Origin of the sequence: Buchnera aphidicola (Takecallis taiwana), assembly GCF_039355125.1 — a bacterium.
Classification (GTDB): domain Bacteria; phylum Pseudomonadota; class Gammaproteobacteria; order Enterobacterales; family Enterobacteriaceae; genus Buchnera_L; species Buchnera_L aphidicola_AG.
Genome location: NZ_CP134979.1, coordinates 335499 through 356110, shown reverse-complemented (window position 1 = coordinate 356110; position 20612 = coordinate 335499). Strand labels below are relative to the sequence as shown.

Here is a 20612-nt window from a genome sequence, read left to right as displayed (position 1 = left end):
TATCATTTTACTAGTCAGTCAGTAATTGATTAATATTTTTTATAAAGTGATTTGGATTTTTTAATGTTCCGTGTGTAGATAATAACGCTTGATCAAATAAAGTTTGAATCCATATATTAATTTTATCCGTTTCTTGTATACTAATCATTTTCTGGATTAAAGGATGTGTTGGGTTAATTTCAAAAATATATTTTGTTAATGGTATTTTTTGTCCAGCGGCTTGAAATAATTTTGACATGTGTGGGCTAATAGCATGTGCATTAGCAATTAATACAGCTGGGCTATTAATTAATCTTTTACTAAATCTAACAGAAATAATATTTTCTTGTAATATGTGTTGAATTTTATTTAAAAATTTTTGTTTTTCTGGTGTAATTTTAATCTTATCACTAATTTTGTTAAATAATTTTTCAGAATCTGGATCAACTTTATTAATAGACTGGAATTTTTTATTTTTAAAGGTTGTTAAATAGTGCATCATCCAATCATCAATACGTTCCGATAATAATAAAACATCAATTTTATTATTCCGAAATATTTCTAGATAAGGGCTAGTATTTGCTGCTTCATAATTTTCTGCAGTAATAAAGTATATTTTTTCTTGTTGCTTATTCATATTGTTAATATATTCGTTTAAAGATAATGTTTGTTCTGGGGAGTTATGATTTATCGATGTGAATCTTAATAATCCGGCAATTGTTTCTTGATTTTGTATATCTTCTGCAACACCTTCTTTTAGCATTGATCCAAATTCTTTCCATAAAACTTTGTATTTTTCTGGTTCTTCGGTGGATATTTTTTTGATTAGTGTTAATATTCTTTTTGTAAGTGATTTTTTTAAAATATTAGTATTTTTATCATCCTGTAAAATTTCTCTAGAGACATTTAATGGAAGATGATTTGTATCTAAAATTCCTTTAATAAATCGTAGATAGTTAGGTAAAAATTGATTAGCATCATCCATAATATAAATTTTTTTGACATATAATTTTAATCCATTGTTTTTATTCTCTTGATCTAGTATACTCCATGTTGATTTATTTGGAATATATAACAAACATGTATATTCATGTGTGCCTTCAACTGTACTATGAATCCAGGTTAGTGGTTTATTTTTGTCTTGTGTAATACTGTAATAAAATTCTTCATATTCTTTATTATGGATTTCTGATTTATTACGCATCCATAATGCTTGTCCTTGATTAATTTGTTTCCATGATAACGTTTTATTTTTGTCATCATACTGTTGTATTTCTATTGGAATAGAAATATGATTTGAATATTTTTGAATAATATTTTTTATCTTCCAATCTTCTAAAAATTCTATTTCTGTATCTTTTAAATATAACTCGATATCTGTACCATGTTCTTTTTTTGTTATTGTTTCAATAATATATTCTCCTTGACCTTCGGATGTCCATTTAATACCATAATCTTCGTTTTTTAAATCCATATGTTTCGTTATAACAATTACTTTTTTAGAAACAATAAATGACGAATAAAAACCAACTCCAAAATTACCAATGAATTGATAATCTTGATGATTGATATTTTTTATATTCTGTATAAATTTTTTTGTTCCAGAATTTGCAATCATACCTAAATTTTGTATAATTTCATCTTTTGTCATTCCGATACCGTTATCTGATATTATTATCTTGTTTTCTTTTTTATCTATTTTTATTCTAATACACATGTTATAAGGTAATTGATCATTTATGTTTTTTGATAACATAGTAAATCTCATTTTATCAATTGCATCTGAAGCGTTAGAAATTAATTCTCTAATAAATATTTCTTTATTAGAATAAAGAGAATGTATCATTAAATGTAATAATTGTTTTGTTTCGGATTTAAATTTATATTTTTCTGTTGTATTTATGGTCATATTTACTATTTCCTAAAAATTTTTTATTATTATTTTTTATTAAGTATTTTTTATTATATCATGAAATTTATATCGTTAGGGATTGGTATACCAGGAGTGATACTGGACATTTTGTTTTTCTTTTCTTCATTGATCTTTTGATTAGCATCGTTAAATGCCGCTGTTATTAAATCTTCGAGTATATTTTTTTCGGATGGGTTTAATAAACTAAAATCAATATCTATTTTGATACAATGATGTTGACCATTCATTATAACCTTAACCAATCCTGCTCCAGATTCTCCTTGAACTTGTATAGTATGCATATCATGTTTTATTTTTTGCATTTTCTCTTGTATTTTCTGTGCTTTTTTCATGAAGTCACCAATATTATTATTGTCAAACATAATTATTTATCCTTATATTAATTACATAGAGTTCTAATATAAATATTTATGTATAATATAATGATTCTACTATATTTTAATATTTTAAAAAATCAATTTATTAGTTACAGCATGTAATACATTTAATAATGTTATTTCGATTCCTATTTTTATGTTAGGAAAGAGAGGTAATTGTTTTCTGCCATATAAAATAAGTTTGTAATAACTTTGTAATTCTGTATAAGTAATTAATTTAGAGAGTTGCAATATTTTATTTTGATATTTGGAACATTCCTGCATCTTATTATATTGTGGTATTTTTTTTAAAATAGCAATATCATGCAATATTTTTAATATTGTGATAAATATTTGTTCTAATTCTATATTTGTATCATAAATATAATTTAATAAATGTATTAACTGTACAGCATTTTTTTCTAGAAGAGAAAAAATAATTTTTATTATATGGTATTTATCTAATATACCTAACATTTGTATTGTTAGTTTTTTTGTAATATTATTTTTGCTTAATAATATCATTTGTTCAGTTAAATTTAATGCATCTCTTATACTTCCATTTGCATATTCAGAAATGATTTTTAAAGCAGGTATTTCAAAATTAATTTTTTCTAATGTTAAAATATTTATTAGGTGTTTTTGAATATCTGTATAATGTATTAACTGTAAATTAAAAAAAATACATCTGGATATAATGGTATCTGGTAATTTATTAATCTCTGTAGTAATTAAAATAAATTTTACATACTTTGGTGGTTCTTCTAAAATTTTTAATAATGCATTAAAACTATATTTAGATAACATATGTACTTCATCAATAAGGTAAATTTTATATTTACCTTGAATTGGCATGTACTGTGTAGTTTCTAAGATCTCTTTAATGTCTTCAACTTTAGTTTTCGAAGCAGCATCTATTTCTAATATATCAGGAAAACACTGATTTTTAATATTTTGACAATTTATGCAAATATGACAGGCGCGTTCTTCTTTTCTATGATGACAATTTAATACTTGGGATAATAATCTAGCAATTGTAGTTTTACCTACACCTCTAGTACCACAAAAGATCCAAGCTTGATGAATTTTATTTAATATAAAACTGTTTTTTATTGTTTGTATAATATAATTTTGACCAACGACTTCAGAAAAATTTTTTGGTCTCCATTTTCTTGCTAAAATTTTATAATTCATGAGTTTGTATTATATAATTTATGTTAGATGTATATATTTTATAAAATATAATTGTTGATTATATATTAGAAAATATATAAATTAACATTTGTGTTTTTTATATTTTTTATGTATGATAATAATGTTATACTAAATAACATTGCAGTTTAATTAGGTTTGTTAGCTCTAATACTATTAGAATTTAAATAACTAGTCAGGTCTGGAAGGAAGCAGCTAAATTAAATGAAAATAGGTATTATAGAGCTAACAAATGTAGTATAACTTTAATATGTATGGTACATTTTATAATATATTGCCTTTTTATGAATCAGTTGTGTATGATTACCAACTTCAGATATTTTTCCATTTTTTAAAACAATGATATTATCTGCTTTCATGATTGTTGATAATCTATGTGCAATGATAATTAATGTTGATTTTTTTTGAATTGAAATTAATGTTTTTTGAATAATTTGTTCTGTTTCAGAATCAATATTTGCTGTGACCTCATCTAATATTAAAATTTTTGGTTTTAATAATAAAATACGTGCTATAGATAATAATTGTTTTTGTCCAATGGATAAATTATCACCTCTTTCCCGTAAAATAAAATTTAATTTTTTTGGTAAAGATTGTATAAAAGAATATAGGTGGACTATTTTTAAAATATTCCATATTTTTTTTTCACACATTACTTTTCCCAAAGTAATATTTGTTTTAATGGTACCTGTAAAAATTGTTGGTTCTTGTTGAACCATATATATTCCATTTCGTAAGACTTGATAATGTAATGAAGATAATAATCTTTTATCGATATAAATAGCACCTTTTGTGACAGGATAATATCCCATTAATAAATTTATTAATGTACTTTTTCCACTTCCTGTTTTACCAACAATAGCGGTAAAACTTTTGTATTTGATATATAAATTAATATCATTTAGTATGGTAGGTGTATTTTTTTTGTATTGAAAACTTACATTCGACATGATAATTTCGCCTGTTTTTAACATATTCATGTCATTACCATATCTTTGTGTTTTTGTATCAAGAATTTTAAATATTCGTTCGCCAGCAACTATTGCTTGTTGTAAGATAGTTTGTTGTGTAGCAATGGTAATTAATGGTTCATTTAATCGATTTAAATAATTAATAAATGCATATAATGTACCAATAGATAATATACCATTTGTAGATAATGAGCATAGTATCATTAATTCACATAATATGATTGTAAAAAGAAAACTAATTAATGGTCTTAATAAAATACTATCTAATTTTAGAGCTTGAATTTTAGTCTGATAATGTCTTTTACTTGTATTTGTAATGATTTTTTTAAAACGGTTTTCTTGAGAAAATTGTTGGATAGTTAAGATACCATTGATAATTTCGTTAAATTCATGGTTAATTTGTGCTAAATATATTCGCATTTTCCTTAAAATTGGGGTACTATAATATTGATACACTAATATTAGTGCAATAATTACTGGCAATAATGTAGTAACAATAATTGCCATTCTCCAATTCAAAAAAAACATCGCACATAATATAATGAGTATTAAGATGCTATTTTTAAAAATGGTAGTTAATACTGTATCATATAATTCTTTAATTATTTCTGTATCATTTGTAATTATAGAAATAATTTTACCAATTGGTTTCATATTAAAAAACTGTAAAGGCTGAGCAAGTGTAGTTGTGATTACTTCTATCCGTAATTTTTGAACTATCTGAATAGCAATTTTATTAAACAATAACACTTGTAAATAGTTTAATATGATAGATATAGTTTGCGTTATTAAATAAAAAACAAAAATTTCTATAATGATATTCTTATTGAAAATATGGTTTGTCAGTATATGGTTAATGAAATAACTTATTAAAATAGGACCTAATATCTCTGCAGAAGATGCAATTAATAATAATAAACATGCTATGCTAATTTTTCTTTTAAATTGTATGCTATATTTTAGAAGACGTTTTAATGTTGGCCAACCTTGTATGAAATTAGCCATATATTTCCTTATTATTCATATTTATAATTATATGATTTTATTTTTTTGTTTTCGCAGTATTGTACTATACCAGTTTTTATATTTTATTAATTGATTATGAGTACCGTTGTGTGTTAGCATTCCATTTTCTATAATGAAAATGTGATTTGTTTGTTTCAGTATTTGTAATTCATGTGTAGCAATAATAATTGTATGATTATTATTTTTCCAGGATATGATATTGTTAAAAATTTTTTGTTGTGTTAATCGATCTACTGCAGATAAAGCATGATCTAATATTAAAATCTCTGCATTTGGTAATAATGCTCGTGCAATTGCAAGTCTTTGTTTTTGACCTCCGGATAACATAATTCCCCGTTCACCAATTTGTGTGTTATATCCATGAGGAAAATTTATAATGTCTTGATGAATTTTTGCTAATTTTGCAACATACTCAATATCGGTTTGTTGAGCATATATATTACTAAAAGCAATATTGTTTCGAATGGTATCTGAGAACAAAAATATATTTTGATTCACGCAGGATAATTTATTTCTCCAATGTAATATATTATAATTTTGTATTGGTATATTATTATAATAAATATTACCTTGTACAGGGTGAAAATATCTCTGTATTAAATGTAATAGTGTACTTTTTCCACTTCCTGTAGGTCCACAAATACCTATTATGTTATTGAATTTAATTTTTATAACAATATTATGTAAGGTTGATTTTTCAGTGTTTGGATATTGAAAGTTAGATATTTTAATTTTTATATTTTTTTTATTTTCTAAAATATTCACTGTATTAGATTGGATAAGACAATTGTTATTTATGATATTTTGAATTCGATTCCAGGCAGCATTACCTCTTTCAACAATATTAAACATCCATGCTAATGCTAACATAGGCCAAGTCATTAAATTTAAATACATAATAAAACTAGTTAGTTGTCCTATAGTAATGATATTATTCCAAATAAAATAACCCCCAGTGTACATTGTAATTATATTAGAACACGTAATAGAATAATAAATAGTTGGATCAAATTTTGCATCAATTTGAGATACTATAATATTTTTGATATTTATATCATCAGTAATTTTTTTAAACTTTTTGATTTCATATTTTTCTAACCCAAAACTTTTAATCATGTAAATATTTGTTAAACTTTCTTGTGTTTGATTATTTAGATTGGAAAATGTTATTTGTGCTTTTTTAAAAGCATAATATAGTTTTTGTCCATATTTTTTAATAATAATGGTCATAACCGGCATTGGTATGAATGCAATTATTGTTAATTTCCAATTAATATATACAGTCATGATAATTAATACGGATATACTAATTATCATAGAATCTATTAATGTTAATACACCTTCACCAGCTGCAAATACTACTTTATCAACATCATTAGTAGCACGAGCCATTAAATCTCCAGTACGATATGTACAATAAAATTTTACATTTTTTTTGTTTAAAGCATGGTATAATTGTATTCTTATCATAACTGCTAATTTATATGCAGCGCTGAATAATAATATTCTCCAAATATATCTTAATATGTATATTAATATAGAAATGAATAATATTAATCCAGTCCAATAAAATAGCTTGTTGTCATAACGTTTTTTTACTATAATTTGATCTACTAATATACCAATTATTTTAGGTGGTATAAGTTGTAATATTGCAATTATAGTAAGTATAATTATTGATCCTAAATATCGCTTCCATTCTTGCAAAAAGTACCATTTTATTTCTTTAAATAATTGCACAAAAAATCCTATTTATTTTCAAATATTCTGTACGTTATAAATTTAGTTTATATTACTTAGTATAATAAAATTGGTATAGAATATGATTGTTTTTTATTAGATACAAGTTATCTACGTGTAGGATATCAAATATACATACAGGCTGGATTAAAGTAAGATTTCCAGCCAAATTATATATTAATACTGTATTTATATAACATCAGTTTTATTACTGAACGCAAGTATTAAAACTTCTTGAATAGTTTTTACTGTATGTATTGTTAAAGTAGATAAAATATTTTCTGGTATATCTATTAAGTTATGTTTATTTTGATATGGAATAATAATATTTGTTATTTTTCCTCGATGTGCTGCTAATATTTTTTCTTTTAATCCTCCGATAATTAAAACATTTCCATTTAATGTGATTTCTCCAGTCATAGCAATATCTGTTCGTACAGGATTTTTTGTTAATGTGGATATTATAGCAGTACAGATTGCAATACCTGCGCTAGGACCATCTTTAGGTGTTGCTCCTTCCGGAATATGTACGTGTATATCACGCTTTTCATAAAAGTCTATTGTAATATTTAAAGTTTTTGATTGTGATCGTACAACAGTTAATGCTGTTTGTATAGATTCTTGCATAACTTTGCCTAATGAGCCTGTATATATCAACTTACCTTTTCCGGGTATGCAAGCTGCTTCAATTGTTAATAATTCTCCTCCTACTTCTGTCCAAGCTAAACCGCGAACTTGTCCAATTTGATTATCTTTATGTTTTTTACCATAGTGGAATTTTTTTATTCCTAAATATTGTTTTAAATTCTTTGTATGAATATTAATATTTTTTACTGATGTATCTGTAACTAATATTTTTACTACTTTTCTACATATTTTAGCAAGAGCTTTTTCTAAACCTCGTACACCTGCTTCTCGAGTATAATATGCAATAATGTTTTTAATTGCGTTATCTGAAATTTCAATTTCATTTTTTTGTAAGGCATTTCTATAAATTTGTTTTGGTTTTAAGTAATTTTTTGCAATATTAAATTTTTCATCTTCGGTATAACTTGATACATAAATGATTTCCATTCTGTCTAATAAAGGAGCTGGAATATTTGTGGAGTTTGCAGTAGCAATAAACATAACATTTGATAAATCATAATCTAATTCTAAATAATGATCATTAAAATTTGTATTTTGTTCAGGATCTAACACTTCTAGTAAAGCTGATATAGGGTCAACTCGTATATCATGTGATATCTTATCAATTTCATCTAATAAAAAAAGTGGATTTTTTACCTTAGATTTGACAATATTTTGTATAATTTTACCCGGAAGTGAACCAATATATGTTCTTCGATGTCCTCTAATTTCTGCTTCATCACGTATACCACCCAATGCCATTCTAATATATTTTCTACCTGTAGCTTGAGCAATAGATTTACCTAATGAAGTTTTTCCTACACCAGGCGGACCAACTAAACACAAAATTGGACCTTTAAGTTTATTAGTTCTAGATTGTACAGCTAGATATTCTAAGATTCGTTCTTTGACTTTTTTTAAACCGTAATGATCATTATCTAAAATATTTTTAGCTTGATGTAGATTTTTTTTAATTTTACTTTTCGTAGACCACGGAACCTGTATAATCCAATCAATATAACTTCTTATTACTGATGCTTCTGCTGATATTGGAGACATCATTTTTAATCTTTTTACTTCTAATAAGACTTTATTTTTTACTATTTGTGGTAATTTTAATGTTTGAATTTTATTTTTTAATATATCACATTCGTTAGTAATCCCTTCTATTTCACCTAATTCTTTTTGAATAGCTTTTATTTGCTCGTTTAGGTAATATTCTTTTTGATTTTTTTCTATGTTATGTTGTATTCGGTTTCTGATTTTTTTTTCTATTTTAAATAATTCAATTTCTGATTTCATAGTTAGAATTAAATATTCTAACCTGTTATTAACATTTAGCATTTCTAAAATTTTTTGTTGATCATGTAATTTTAATGTGATTTGTGAAGATAAAATATTTGATAATCGTGATGCTTGATGTATATCATGTAAAGAATGTAGTATTTCAATCGGGATATTTTTATTAAATTTTATGTATTGTTCAAATTTTTCTACTGCAATTTTCATCAATATTGTTATTTCTTTCTTATTAGTTTCATACGAATGAAGTTTTTCAATTTCCGCAGTTAAAAAATCATTGTTTTCATATAATTTATGTACTTGCCCGCGTTTTAGACCTTTGACTAAAATTTTTATAGTACCATCAGGTAATGTAGACATTTGTAACACTGTTGCTATTGTACCAATAGAAAATAATTCATGTAGACTTGGATTATCTGTTTTAGATGTTTTTTGTGCAACTAACATTACTTGTTTGTCATTTTTTACAGCTGTTTGAATACATTTTATAGATTTTTTACGTCCAACAAATAATGGGATTATTATATCTGGGTATATTACTATATCTCTTAATGGTAATATTGGAATAACAATGTTTTTAGAACATTCAGAGTTCATATTATTCTCTTAATTGTTTTGTAATTATTTTTGAATGTATATATTGATTGAAATATTTATATAAATATTTTTTACAATTATCGATAATTTTATGTAATAATAAAGAATTTTTTATTGTATTATGGTGTACATATTGTATATATAGTAATTTTTTACTATTCTGGATCATATATAATGATTGGTTTAATTTTATTTTGAACGACTAGTTTATTAATTATTACTTTGTGAACATTATTTTTTGAAGGTAAATCATACATGATATCCAATAAAATATGTTCTATAATTGCACGTAAACCTCTTGCGCCAATATGCTTTTTTAATGCATGTTGAGCAATTTCTTGAATTGCATCTTTTTCAAAATGTAATACAATATTTTCTAGAGAAAATAATTGTTGATATTGTTTAATTAACGCGTTTTTTGGTTGAGATAAAATATCTATTAACATATCTTGATTAATGTCATTCAAAATAACAATAATTGGTAAACGTCCTATAAATTCTGGAATTAAACCAAACTTTATTAAATTTTTTGTTGAAACATATTTAAAGTTTTTTTTATTTAATGTCTGTTTTTTTTTTAGGTTAATTGGCATATTAAAACCAATACTAGGTTGTTTTTGGTTTTTTTTAGAAATTATTGTTTTTAGTCCATCAAATGTTCCAGCACAGATGAATAATATTTTCGATGTGTCAATTTGTATACACGGTTGATGCGGGTGTTTTCTACCGCCTTGTGGGGGTACAGAAGCTATTGTACCTTCTATAATTTTTAGTAGCGCTTGTTGTACACCTTCTCCTGATACATCTCTTGTAATTGATACATTGTCTGATTTTTTTGCAATTTTATCAATTTCATCAATATATATAATTCCTGTTTCAGCTTTAGAAACGTCATATTGACAATTTTGCAACAATTTTTGTAAAATATTTTCAACATCATCACCTACATACCCTGCTTCAGTTAATGAAGTTGCATCAGCAATAATAAATGGAATATTTAATATTTTAGCTAATGTTTCGGCTAATAATGTTTTTCCACATCCGGTAGGTCCAATCAATAATACATTACTTTTCTTGATATCAATGTTTTTCGAACTAGATGGATTATTTAAATGCAATATGCGTTTATAGTGATTATAGACTGCTACTGATAATATTTTTTTCGCATTATTTTGTCCAATAATATATTGATCTAATTGTTTTTTTATTTTTCTTGGTGTAAATATTAATATTGATTTATTATGATCATGCATATTTAGTACTTTCCCTAATAAAGTTTTAGTTTAATATTATTAAATCATGATGTATTTTGATATCATTTTTCTAATTATTATTATATCATCTTCATAATATAAATTATTGAATGTGTGTATTTATTTTGTTATATAGATATTTTATTTTTTCTAGATTGTAGTATTGTATCAATTAATCCGTATTTTATTGATTCTTGCGCGTTAAAAAAATGATCTCGTTCAGTATCTTGTTCAATTTTTTTGATATTTTGACCAGTATGTTCTGAAAGAATTTGATTCATCATCATTTTTGTTTTTATAATTTCTTGTGTATGTATCATGATATCTGATGCTTGTCCTTGATAACCACCGATTGGTTGGTGAATCATAATTTTTGAGTTTTTTAAACAAAATCTTTTCCCTCTTGTCCCAGAACATAATAATATTGCTGCCATTGAACATGCTTGTCCAATACAAATTGTATTAATATCCGGTTGTACAAATTGCATAGTATCATAAATAGACATACCAGCTGTAACTATACCTCCAGGTGAATTGATATATAAAAAAATATCTTTTTTAGGATTTTCGGATTCTAAAAATAGTATTTGTGCAATGATTATATTTGCCATATAATCTTCAATTTTACCAGTAATAAATATGATCCTTTCTTTTAAAAGTCTGGAATAGATATCATAAGATCGTTCACCTGTATTATTTTTTTCTACTACTACAGGTATTAAATTGTTATTTATATTATTATTGTTACTATATTTGTACATATTTCAGACCTTATTTTAAAGAATTATTGTAGAATATTATATATTTATTTTTTGGAGTATTGTTTTTAAATTAGTGGTGTCATATGTAATATTGAAGAATTGTAATAAATATTGGATAATTTTTTTTTCTAGTAAAATATTATGTATATAATTTTTAACTTGTATGTTTGTTTGTTGTGATTTCAAAATTTTCATGAATGTATAATTATTTTTGTTTTCATGCTTTAAATATTGTTTAATTTCTTGTGATGTTACATGAATGTTATTTTGGTATATAATGGATTTTAAAATTAAATCAATTTTAATTTTATTGGATATTTTATTTTTAATTTTTTTATAGTATTTTTTTTGTAAAATATTCCCTGTTTCTTTAAAGTATATTTCGTGTATTTTGTTATTTTCGTTTTGTATTTCTGTATTAATTAGTGTATTTGGTATTTGAATTATATCACTTTGTTTAATATGTTGAATGACTTGACTTTTTAAATATTTATATTCTAAATTTATAATATCTTTTTTTAATTGACATTTTATGATATTCATTACATCTTCATAATCTTTTGCTTGCAGTGTTGTTTGTAAATATTTGACAAATTGATCATATGAGTATTTTTTTTTTGATCTTATTACATTATCAATATCAATTTGTATTATTACTGTTTTACCTTTATAATTTTGATCTGGATGTTGTTGTGGAATATTTATTTTGACTAAAATGGTATCAGTTATTTTTTTTTGTAATATCTGTTTTTCTATTTGAGGTATAATTTGTTTTTTATTGACTAAAAATGTAAATTTTTGCTCTGTAGATATTGATGTATCATTTTTAATACGGTAATATATAGTAACTTTATCATTTTTTTTAATGTTTTTTGTATTTTTTTCCCAATTAATATGTTGCTTGCACATTTCATTAATGTAATATATGAGATCTGAATGTGTAATAACGATTGATGTTTTTTTAATATTTTTATTTTTAAATTGATGTAAATTTATTTCTGGTAAACATTGAAAATACATGGTATAAGTAAAATTAGAGTGTTTTTTATATTGATGAATAGTAATTTTGGGTTCATTAATAATTTGTATTTTTTTGATTTTTATAATTTTGTGAAGATTTTTATAAATAATTTTTTGAATTGTATTTTTCTTAATTTGTTCCTTATATTGTTTTTTGATAATTTCTATAGGTATATGGTTTTTTCTAAAACCATTAATGTTTGTTTTTTTACGTATATTGATTATTTCTTTTTTTTGTATGTTTATAATTTGTTCAAATGGTACAGTTACATCTAATTTTTTTTCAAAATCTTTTATAGTCGTTAAAACAAATTTCATTATATGTCCTGATTTATAGTATGATATTTATAATATATATTAATTAATAATTAATATTCGTATCTTGATTAATGTAATAAAATTAACTATATATATTTAAATGTATGGATAATATATATTAATTGGTAATATATTGATCTTTATTGTGTTATCAACTTTAATATGTATGTTAAAATTGGTGACAATTAGTATTTTTAATATTTTTTATATAGTATTTTTTCCATTCATTTATAGTATATGTATGTATAGAAAGTGCATGAATTGTAGTATGCATTTCTTTAGATAATAAATTATATACATCCTGATGTCTATTCAAAATATTTTGTTTAATAAATACATCACTAATAATAACTATTGTTAAGTGTTTTTTTTGATTTTGATTTTTATGTTGTCTAGTATTATCATATATTTTAACAATTTTTGCATTAAAATATTTTTTTATTTTTTGTAGCATAAACTTCGTACCTGTATTATTTATATGCAGTAAATTTTATTGTATGAAATAATATATATTTTATATATTGGTAATTTTAAATATTTTTTTTAAATATATTATAAGTATAATAGATAAAATTATTATTTTTTTAATAATATAATATTGTTAATACCGGAATAAATTACATGAATAAAAGAAATATTGCAAAAAAGCTTATGTTCATATTGGGAATGTTTTTATTCCTTGGTTTTCATCGTACTATTGTACATCCGGCAGGTGTTACATCAATTCAACAATATAAATTAATGTGTATAGTTTGTGTTGCGATGTTAACTTTAGTAATACCGGTAATTTTTATGACGTTATTTTTTGTATATAAGTATCGTCATTGTAAAATGAGTATTTATACTCCAACTTGGTCGCATTCTACTAAAGTAGAATTAATGGTATGGTTTGTACCTGTTATGATCGTTTTTTTTCTTGGTTTTTTAGCTTGGAGTACATCACATGGATTAGATCCAAAAAAAAGAATTATTGCAGTTAATCGACCAATTACGATTAATGTGGTAGCTTTAGATTGGAATTGGTTATTTATATATCCTAAAGAAAATATTGCTACCATGAATGAGCTTGTAATCCCTAATAATACTCCAATTCATTTCAATATTACTTCGAATTCAGTAATGAGCGCTTTTTTTATACCAAAATTAGGTAGTCAAATTTATGCTATGCCTAGAATGTATGGTATGTTAAATTTAATGGCAAAATTTCCAGGCAGGTATCATGGTTTTTCATCAAATTATAATGGTCCTGGTTTTTCAAAAATGAAATTTAATACTATCGTTGTACCAAATCATTATATGTTTAATAAGTGGGTAAAGCGAGTACAACATATTTCTTATAAGTTAAATACTATTAATAAATTTCGGATAATATCACGGCCTACTTTATTACATCCAATTAAGTATTTTTCTTGTGTATATCCTAATTTGTTTAATATAATTATTCGTAGAGTATTATCGTAATTTTTATTAAATAATTTTTTTACATAATATTTATTATTTTATTAAAGGAAATATCATGTTCGGTAAATTAACAATACATAGTATTCCGTATAATGAACCTATTATTATGGTAACGTGTATAATAATTTTTTTTATAACTTTAATAGTATTATTTACAATTACATATTGTAAAAAGTGGAAATACTTATGGCGTGAATGGATTACTTCTGTTGATCATAAACGAATATCAGTTATGTACTTTATTTTAGCGATTGTTATGTTATTTAGAGGTTTAATTGATGCGCTTATGATGCGTTTACAACAATTTTATGCCTCCATGGGTCGTGTCGGTTTTTTGCCGCCTCATCATTATGATCAAATTTTTACGGTGCATGGCGTAATTATGATTTTTTTTGTAGCTATGCCTTTAATTATTGGACTAATGAATTTAGTTGTACCATTACAAATCGGGGCTCGTGATGTAGCATTTCCATTTTTAAATAATTTCAGTTTTTGGTTAACTGTGAGTGGAGCATTGCTTGTAAATGCATCTTTAATACTTGGAGAATTTGCTCAAACCGGTTGGTTGGCATATCCACCTCTTTCGGAAATACAGTATAGTCCAGGAGTAGGTGTTGATTATTGGATTTGGAGTTTGCAAATTTCTGGTATTGGAACGACATTAAGTGGAATTAATTTTATTGTAACAATTCTGAAAATGCGTGCACCTGGTATGAATCTTTTTAAAATGCCAGTATTTGTTTGGACGGCATTATGTTCAAATATTTTAATTATTGCCGCTTTCCCTGTTTTGACTATGACATTAATATTATTGAGTTTAGATCGTTACTGTGGATTTCATTTTTTTTCTAATACTTGTGGCGGAAACGCTATGATGTATGTGAATTTAATTTGGATTTGGGGTCATCCTGAGGTGTATATTCTTATATTACCTGCTTTTGGCGTATTTTCTGAGGTTGTTGCTACTTTTTCTCAAAAAGTGTTATTTGGTTATGTATCACTAGTTTGGGCAACAATATCAATTACAGTATTATCTTTTGTAGTATGGTTACATCATTTTTTTACTATGGGTTCCGGTGCTAATGTTAATGCGTTTTTTGGAATTACTACGATGATTATTGCAATTCCAACTGGAGTTAAAATTTTTAACTGGTTATTTACTATGTATCAAGGTAGAATTCATATGCATTCTGCTATGCTGTGGACGATTGGGTTTTTAATAACTTTTACTCTTGGTGGAATGGCAGGTGTTATTTTATCTATTCCGGCCATTGATTTTATTTTACATAATAGTGTATTTTTAGTAGCACATTTTCATACTGTAATTATTGGTGGTGTTGTTTTTGGTTGTTTTGCAGGTATTACATATTGGTTTCCGAAATTGTTTGGTTTTAAATTAAATGAAACATGGGGTAAATGGTCGTTTTGTTTTTGGTTGACTGGATTTTTTATTGCGTTTATGCCTTTATATTATTTAGGACTGATGGGTATGACTCGTAGACTTAGTCAAGATATTGATCATACATTTCATTTTATGTTATCAATATCAATTGGTGGTGTTGGATTAATTCTAATTGGTATATTATGTCAAGTTATACAATTATATAGTTCTATTAAATATAGAAAATTATATCGTGATTTTAGCGGTGATCCATGGAATGGACGAACATTAGAATGGAGCACTTCATCTCCTCCGCCAATTTATAATTTTGCTCATATTCCGAATGTATGTAGTATAGATGATTTTTGGTATAAAAAACAAAATAATTTATTAAAAATAAATACTGCGTATAAAAGTATTCATATGCCTATTAATACTGCTTTAGGATTTATATTAGGTATGCTTGCGTTTTTTATTGGTTTTGCTATGGTTTGGCACATTTGGTGGATGTGTTTATTGTCGTTTATAGTTGGGTTGATAGTATTTTTAATATATACTTTTTATGATAATGATTATAATATTACAGCTTTAGAAATTCAAAACATAGAAAATCGAGATAATATTTTATTAAAAAAAGGGAAATAGATGAATAAAGATATTATTCAAGATAATACACATGATATTACGCATGATTTATATAATTTAAATAATAGTACATTTGGATTTTGGCTATATTTAATGAGTGATGGTATATTATTTGCAACCATGTTTGCAGTATATTGTGTGATGTCTATTAATGTTGTATCATATAAAAATATTTTTAATTTAAGTATTGTTTTTTTAGAAACATTATTATTATTATTAAGTTCAATTTCTTGTGGTATATTAGTTCTTAGTGTGAAGTATAAAAAACTGATTTTAGTATATGTATCTTTATTTGTAACATTTTTATGCGGTGTTTGTTTTGTAACTTTAGAAGTGTATGAATTTTTAAATTTAATTCAAGTAGGGTATTTACCTCAGAGAAATGGATTTTTATCTGCTTTTTTTAGTTTAATTAGTTTACATGGTATACATGTTATTTTTGGATTATGTTGGATGTTAGGTTTGTCATTTCATATACATAAATTATATTTTAATAATATATTTTATATTCGTATTGTATGTTTTAGTTTATTTTGGCATTTTTTAGATATTATTTGGATTTGTATTTTTACTATTATATATTTAATGGGAAATATATTATGAATAATGTTGTTACATATAAAAATAGATTTAAACAAGAAATAAAAGTTTATTTTTTAGGATTTATATACTCGTTAATACTCACTATAATACCTTTTTTTTTAGTATTGAAACGTTTTTTTAATCCAAATATTACATTATTAATAGTTATTTGTTGTGCATTTATACAGTTTTTCGTACATTTGAAATATTTTTTACATTTAACTTTTAATTCAGAAAATTATTGGAATATTATATTTTTAATATTTACAATGGTAATTATTAGTATTATTATCTTAGGATCAATATGGATTATGTATAATTTAAAACAGCATTTTATATATCATCAATATAATAATTTATAATGAATACTTTTATTCAATTAATGAAACCTAGAATTATTATTGTGAATCTTATTGCGGTATTAGGTGGTTTTTTTTTTGCTGCATCTCACACGATAAATGTTATGTTATTATTTTTTGTTTTATCAGGAACAGCGTGTATGATTGCTTCTTCTTGTATATTTAATAATGTTATTGATATTGATATTGATAAAAAAATGTTTCGAACAAAAACACGTATTTTAATAACATCAAAAAAGTATATTATATATGCGAAAATTATAGGATTATTATTATTTTTTTTTAGTATATTAATTTTTTTAATTCAAGTTAATTTATTGTCATGTTTATTAGCTGTGATAGGTTTTTTTTTTTATGTTGTGGTATATAGTTTATATATGAAGCGTATTTCCATTTATGATATTTTGATTGGTAGTATTTCTGGTGCTATACCACCATTAATTGGATATTGTGCAGTGATTAATGCAATAGATTTAAAAGCAATATTATTATTTATCATATGTATTGTTTGGCAAATTCCACATTCTTATGCGATTTTAATATTATACAGTCAAGACTATAATATTGCAAAAATACCTACCATTGTGAATCAAAAAGGTAAATTATGTACTGTAAAAAATATTATGTTATATATTATTGCATTTATAATATTAGTTACATTATTTTATATCTGTAATTACATTTGTTTAATATTTTTTATATTTTTGTTATTCTTGAGTATGATTTGGTTGTTAATATCATATATGTATTATGTGTTATATGATCGTGTGAATTTTTCAAGATTATTATTTTATTGGTCTATTATTATTATCTTAGTTTTTCATGGCGTGTTAATAATAAACTTTATTTGTTTATAAACATATATTTGATCTTGGTAATCCAGCAATTATATTTGCTTGCTTATTAATACCTTTCGGAAATAACGATAATAAATATTTATTATTACATTTTTTTATATCAAATTTTTTTGTCATTAATTTTAATAACATTCGGTTTGGTGGAATAACATGAAATTTCTTATAACATAATCGAATAAAATAAATAATTTCCCAATGGGCATCTGTTAATATAATTGATTCTTTTTGTGCAATTTTCTGCGCAATTTTTGTATTCCATATTATGTTTATCATATTTTTCTATTTTTAGTTTTAATATTATTATATTAAATTATTTATTTTATTTAAATAGAAAAATGATATAGTATGTAGTTTAAAAAAAATAATGTATTAAATGATGTTAATATGAATAATGATAAATTAAATATACATGAAATACGTATTACAATCGGTGTATGTATTATTTTTATTTTAAGAATGTTTGGTATGTTTATGGTAACACCAGCAATGCATACAACGGGTATATTATTTCCTCATGCAAGTAAATTTTTAATTGGTGTTGCGATTGGTATTTATGGGTTAATGCAAGCTATTTTTCAGATACCGTTTGGGTACTTATCAAATAGAATTGGTTATAAATATACTATTTTAATTGGTTTGTTTGTATTTTGTATTGGTAGTATTATTTTATGGTACAGTCATTCAATATTTGGAATTATCCTTGGTAGAAGTTTACAAGGTATAGGTACAGTTTCATCTATTTTTATAGCATTACTTGCTAATGTAATTCGAGAACATAATTATATTAAGTCAATTTCATGTATTGGGATTAGTTTTGGTATATCTTTTTTATCTGCAATTATTCTTGGCCCAATAATAATTGGAGGTATTGGTTTATATGGTTTATTTAAAATAATTATATTATTATCTGTTATCTGTATATATGTTGCTGTACGATATATATTTCCATATTGTGATAAAATTTTTTCTCATAAAAAAAATAAAATTATTTTTTATCAAACGAATAGTTTTATACAAAAATATGATATTTTTGGTTATATTATTAGTATATTTTGTTTACATTTTTTATTAACTATAAATTTTATAATTTTTCCAAAAAATATGGAATTATTAGGTTATGTTTTAAAAACACATTTTGAAATTTACTTTATTATGATTATTTTTTCATTATTCATCACTATTCCATTAATAATAATTGCTGAAAAAAAAAAATATATACGTGTTTTAATGATTTCTGTTATTTTAATGCTGCTGATATCATGTTTTTTATTATTAATTTTTCCATTGAATTTTTTTATATTTTTTATTAGTATGTGTCTGTTCTTTATCGCTTTTATTATATCAGAAACTTTTTTGCCATCATTGTTAAGTAGAATATTACCTATAAAATATAAAAATATTATCATGAGTATATATTCAACGAGTCAATTTCTTGGTATAGCTTTAGGCGGTATAATCGGTGGATTAATATATCAATATTTTGGTATGATGATGTTATTTATATTAGGTGTTTTAGTTTCAATATTATGGTTAATAATTTTTATTTTTATTACTAAACCAAAATATACATATAGTACATCAGTATTTTTAAAAAAAAAATGTATTTATAAATTAGATATAACGCCATTTTTAAAAACTGATTGTGGTATTATATCAATTGAATATGTACGTTCAGATAATATTGTATTTATTAAGTTTGATAGCGAAAAAACAGATATAAATGATATTATAGATTTCTTAAAGTATAAAATATAAATAAGTATTATTAGCGATTAATTTGATTAGCTGCATTTTGAAGTACACCATTAACAAATTTATGACTATTTTCTGATCCAAATAATTTCGCTAATTCAATACTTTCATTAATTGATACTTTGTATGGAATATCTGTTCGATTATATAATTCATAGAAAGATAGCCTTAATATTGCTTTTTCTATTTGTCCAATTTCTTGTAATTTTCTACTTAAACATGATGTAATTTTAGTATCTATATTTTTATAATTGTTAATTACTGCTGTAATTATTTCAGAAAAATATTGTATATCCACTTTTTTAGTATTAATGTGTTTCAAGTATTGTTGTTTAACATCCATAATATCATTACGTGATATTTCCCAAGTGTAAAGTGCTTGTACTGCATATTTTCTTGCGCGTCTTCTGAGTGTTGGGTTCATATTGTATATCCATATTGTAAGATTATATTTAATATAATATATATATTGATAATCAA

At 23.8% G+C, this 20612-nt stretch carries 17 protein-coding genes, 1 other RNA gene and 1 pseudogene; 7 read left to right on the top strand and 12 right to left on the bottom strand.

From position 1 onward, the window contains the following. Positions 1-10 precede the first annotated feature (10 nt). The 3 genes from htpG to dnaX form a co-directional block, all read right to left on the bottom strand. Positions 11-1882 (bottom strand): molecular chaperone HtpG, encoded by a 1872-nt coding sequence (gene htpG / locus RJT54_RS01630; protein ID WP_428994181.1) that lies wholly within the window; start codon positions 1880-1882, stop codon positions 11-13. Between the two features lie 59 nt (positions 1883-1941). Continuing rightward, on the bottom strand, positions 1942-2274 hold the full coding sequence (locus tag RJT54_RS01625) for a YbaB/EbfC family nucleoid-associated protein (RefSeq protein WP_343128108.1): 333 nt from the start codon (positions 2272-2274) through the stop codon (positions 1942-1944). An 84-nt stretch (positions 2275-2358) separates the two neighbouring features. Further along, positions 2359-3462, bottom strand: a complete 1104-nt coding sequence (gene dnaX / locus RJT54_RS01620) for a DNA polymerase III subunit gamma/tau (protein WP_343128107.1) — start codon at positions 3460-3462, stop codon at positions 2359-2361. A gap of 157 nt (positions 3463-3619) precedes the next feature. Between dnaX and ffs the strand changes: the two genes are divergently transcribed. Further along, an RNA gene (gene ffs / locus RJT54_RS01615) (signal recognition particle sRNA small type) lies at positions 3620-3714 on the top strand. A gap of 11 nt (positions 3715-3725) precedes the next feature. On the opposite strand, the gene RJT54_RS01610 is transcribed toward ffs, so the two are convergent. The 7 genes and pseudogenes from RJT54_RS01610 to RJT54_RS01580 form a co-directional block, all read right to left on the bottom strand. Continuing rightward, positions 3726-5456 carry an ABC transporter transmembrane domain-containing protein gene (locus tag RJT54_RS01610; protein ID WP_343128106.1) on the bottom strand — a complete coding sequence of 577 codons (1731 nt, stop codon included), beginning with the start codon at positions 5454-5456 and terminating at the stop codon, positions 3726-3728. Positions 5457-5483: 27 nt separating this feature from the next. Beyond that, on the bottom strand, positions 5484-7217 hold the full coding sequence (locus RJT54_RS01605; protein ID WP_343128105.1) for an ABC transporter transmembrane domain-containing protein: 1734 nt from the start codon (positions 7215-7217) through the stop codon (positions 5484-5486). A 189-nt stretch (positions 7218-7406) separates the two neighbouring features. Next, the gene (gene lon, locus RJT54_RS01600; RefSeq protein ID WP_343128104.1) at positions 7407-9743 is read right to left on the bottom strand and encodes an endopeptidase La; all 2337 of its coding nucleotides are present in this window, start codon (positions 9741-9743) and stop codon (positions 7407-7409) included. Between the two features lie 155 nt (positions 9744-9898). After that, a pseudogene (clpX, locus tag RJT54_RS01595) lies at positions 9899-10984 on the bottom strand (ATP-dependent Clp protease ATP-binding subunit ClpX); the annotation flags it as partial. A 140-nt stretch (positions 10985-11124) separates the two neighbouring features. Continuing rightward, positions 11125-11757, bottom strand: a complete 633-nt coding sequence (clpP, locus tag RJT54_RS01590) for an ATP-dependent Clp endopeptidase proteolytic subunit ClpP (RefSeq protein WP_343128103.1) — start codon at positions 11755-11757, stop codon at positions 11125-11127. 36 nt (positions 11758-11793) lie between these two features. Beyond that, entirely contained in the window at positions 11794-13095 is a 1302-nt protein-coding gene (tig, locus tag RJT54_RS01585) for a trigger factor (protein WP_343128102.1), read from the bottom strand. 169 nt (positions 13096-13264) lie between these two features. After that, positions 13265-13549, bottom strand: a complete 285-nt coding sequence (locus RJT54_RS01580; RefSeq protein WP_343128101.1) for a BolA family protein — start codon at positions 13547-13549, stop codon at positions 13265-13267. Positions 13550-13716: 167 nt separating this feature from the next. Here RJT54_RS01580 and cyoA point away from each other — a divergent pair, with 167 nt between their 5' ends. The 5 genes from cyoA to cyoE are packed head-to-tail and all read left to right on the top strand — an operon-like array spanning position 13717 to position 18380. After that, entirely contained in the window at positions 13717-14556 is an 840-nt protein-coding gene (cyoA, locus tag RJT54_RS01575; RefSeq protein WP_343128100.1) for a ubiquinol oxidase subunit II, read from the top strand. Between the two features lie 55 nt (positions 14557-14611). Next, positions 14612-16582, top strand: a complete 1971-nt coding sequence (gene cyoB, locus RJT54_RS01570) for a cytochrome o ubiquinol oxidase subunit I (protein ID WP_343128099.1) — start codon at positions 14612-14614, stop codon at positions 16580-16582. After that, positions 16583-17185 (top strand): cytochrome c oxidase subunit 3, encoded by a 603-nt coding sequence (locus RJT54_RS01565; RefSeq protein ID WP_343128098.1) that lies wholly within the window; start codon positions 16583-16585, stop codon positions 17183-17185. Continuing rightward, complete coding sequence (gene cyoD, locus RJT54_RS01560; protein WP_343128097.1) at positions 17182-17526, top strand: cytochrome o ubiquinol oxidase subunit IV; 345 nt, start codon at positions 17182-17184, stop codon at positions 17524-17526. Before RJT54_RS01565 ends, cyoD begins: the two co-directional genes overlap by 4 nt. After that, positions 17526-18380, top strand: coding sequence for a heme o synthase (cyoE, locus tag RJT54_RS01555; RefSeq protein WP_343128096.1), 855 nt, complete (start codon positions 17526-17528; stop codon positions 18378-18380). The genes cyoD and cyoE overlap by 1 nt, the downstream gene beginning before the upstream one ends. Here cyoE and RJT54_RS01550 read toward each other — a convergent pair. Next, positions 18375-18653: a TusE/DsrC/DsvC family sulfur relay protein gene (locus tag RJT54_RS01550; protein ID WP_343128095.1), complete on the bottom strand. Its 279-nt coding sequence runs from the start codon at positions 18651-18653 to the stop codon at positions 18375-18377. The genes cyoE and RJT54_RS01550 overlap by 6 nt on opposite strands. Positions 18654-18764: 111 nt before the next feature. Between RJT54_RS01550 and RJT54_RS01545 the strand changes: the two genes are divergently transcribed. Further along, a complete protein-coding gene (locus tag RJT54_RS01545) occupies positions 18765-20135 on the top strand; it encodes an MFS transporter (protein WP_343128094.1) in 1371 nt (456 codons plus the stop codon). A gap of 10 nt (positions 20136-20145) precedes the next feature. Here RJT54_RS01545 and nusB read toward each other — a convergent pair whose 3' ends face one another. Further along, positions 20146-20556, bottom strand: coding sequence for a transcription antitermination factor NusB (gene nusB, locus RJT54_RS01540; RefSeq protein WP_343128093.1), 411 nt, complete (start codon positions 20554-20556; stop codon positions 20146-20148). Between the last annotated feature and the right edge of the window lie 56 nt (positions 20557-20612).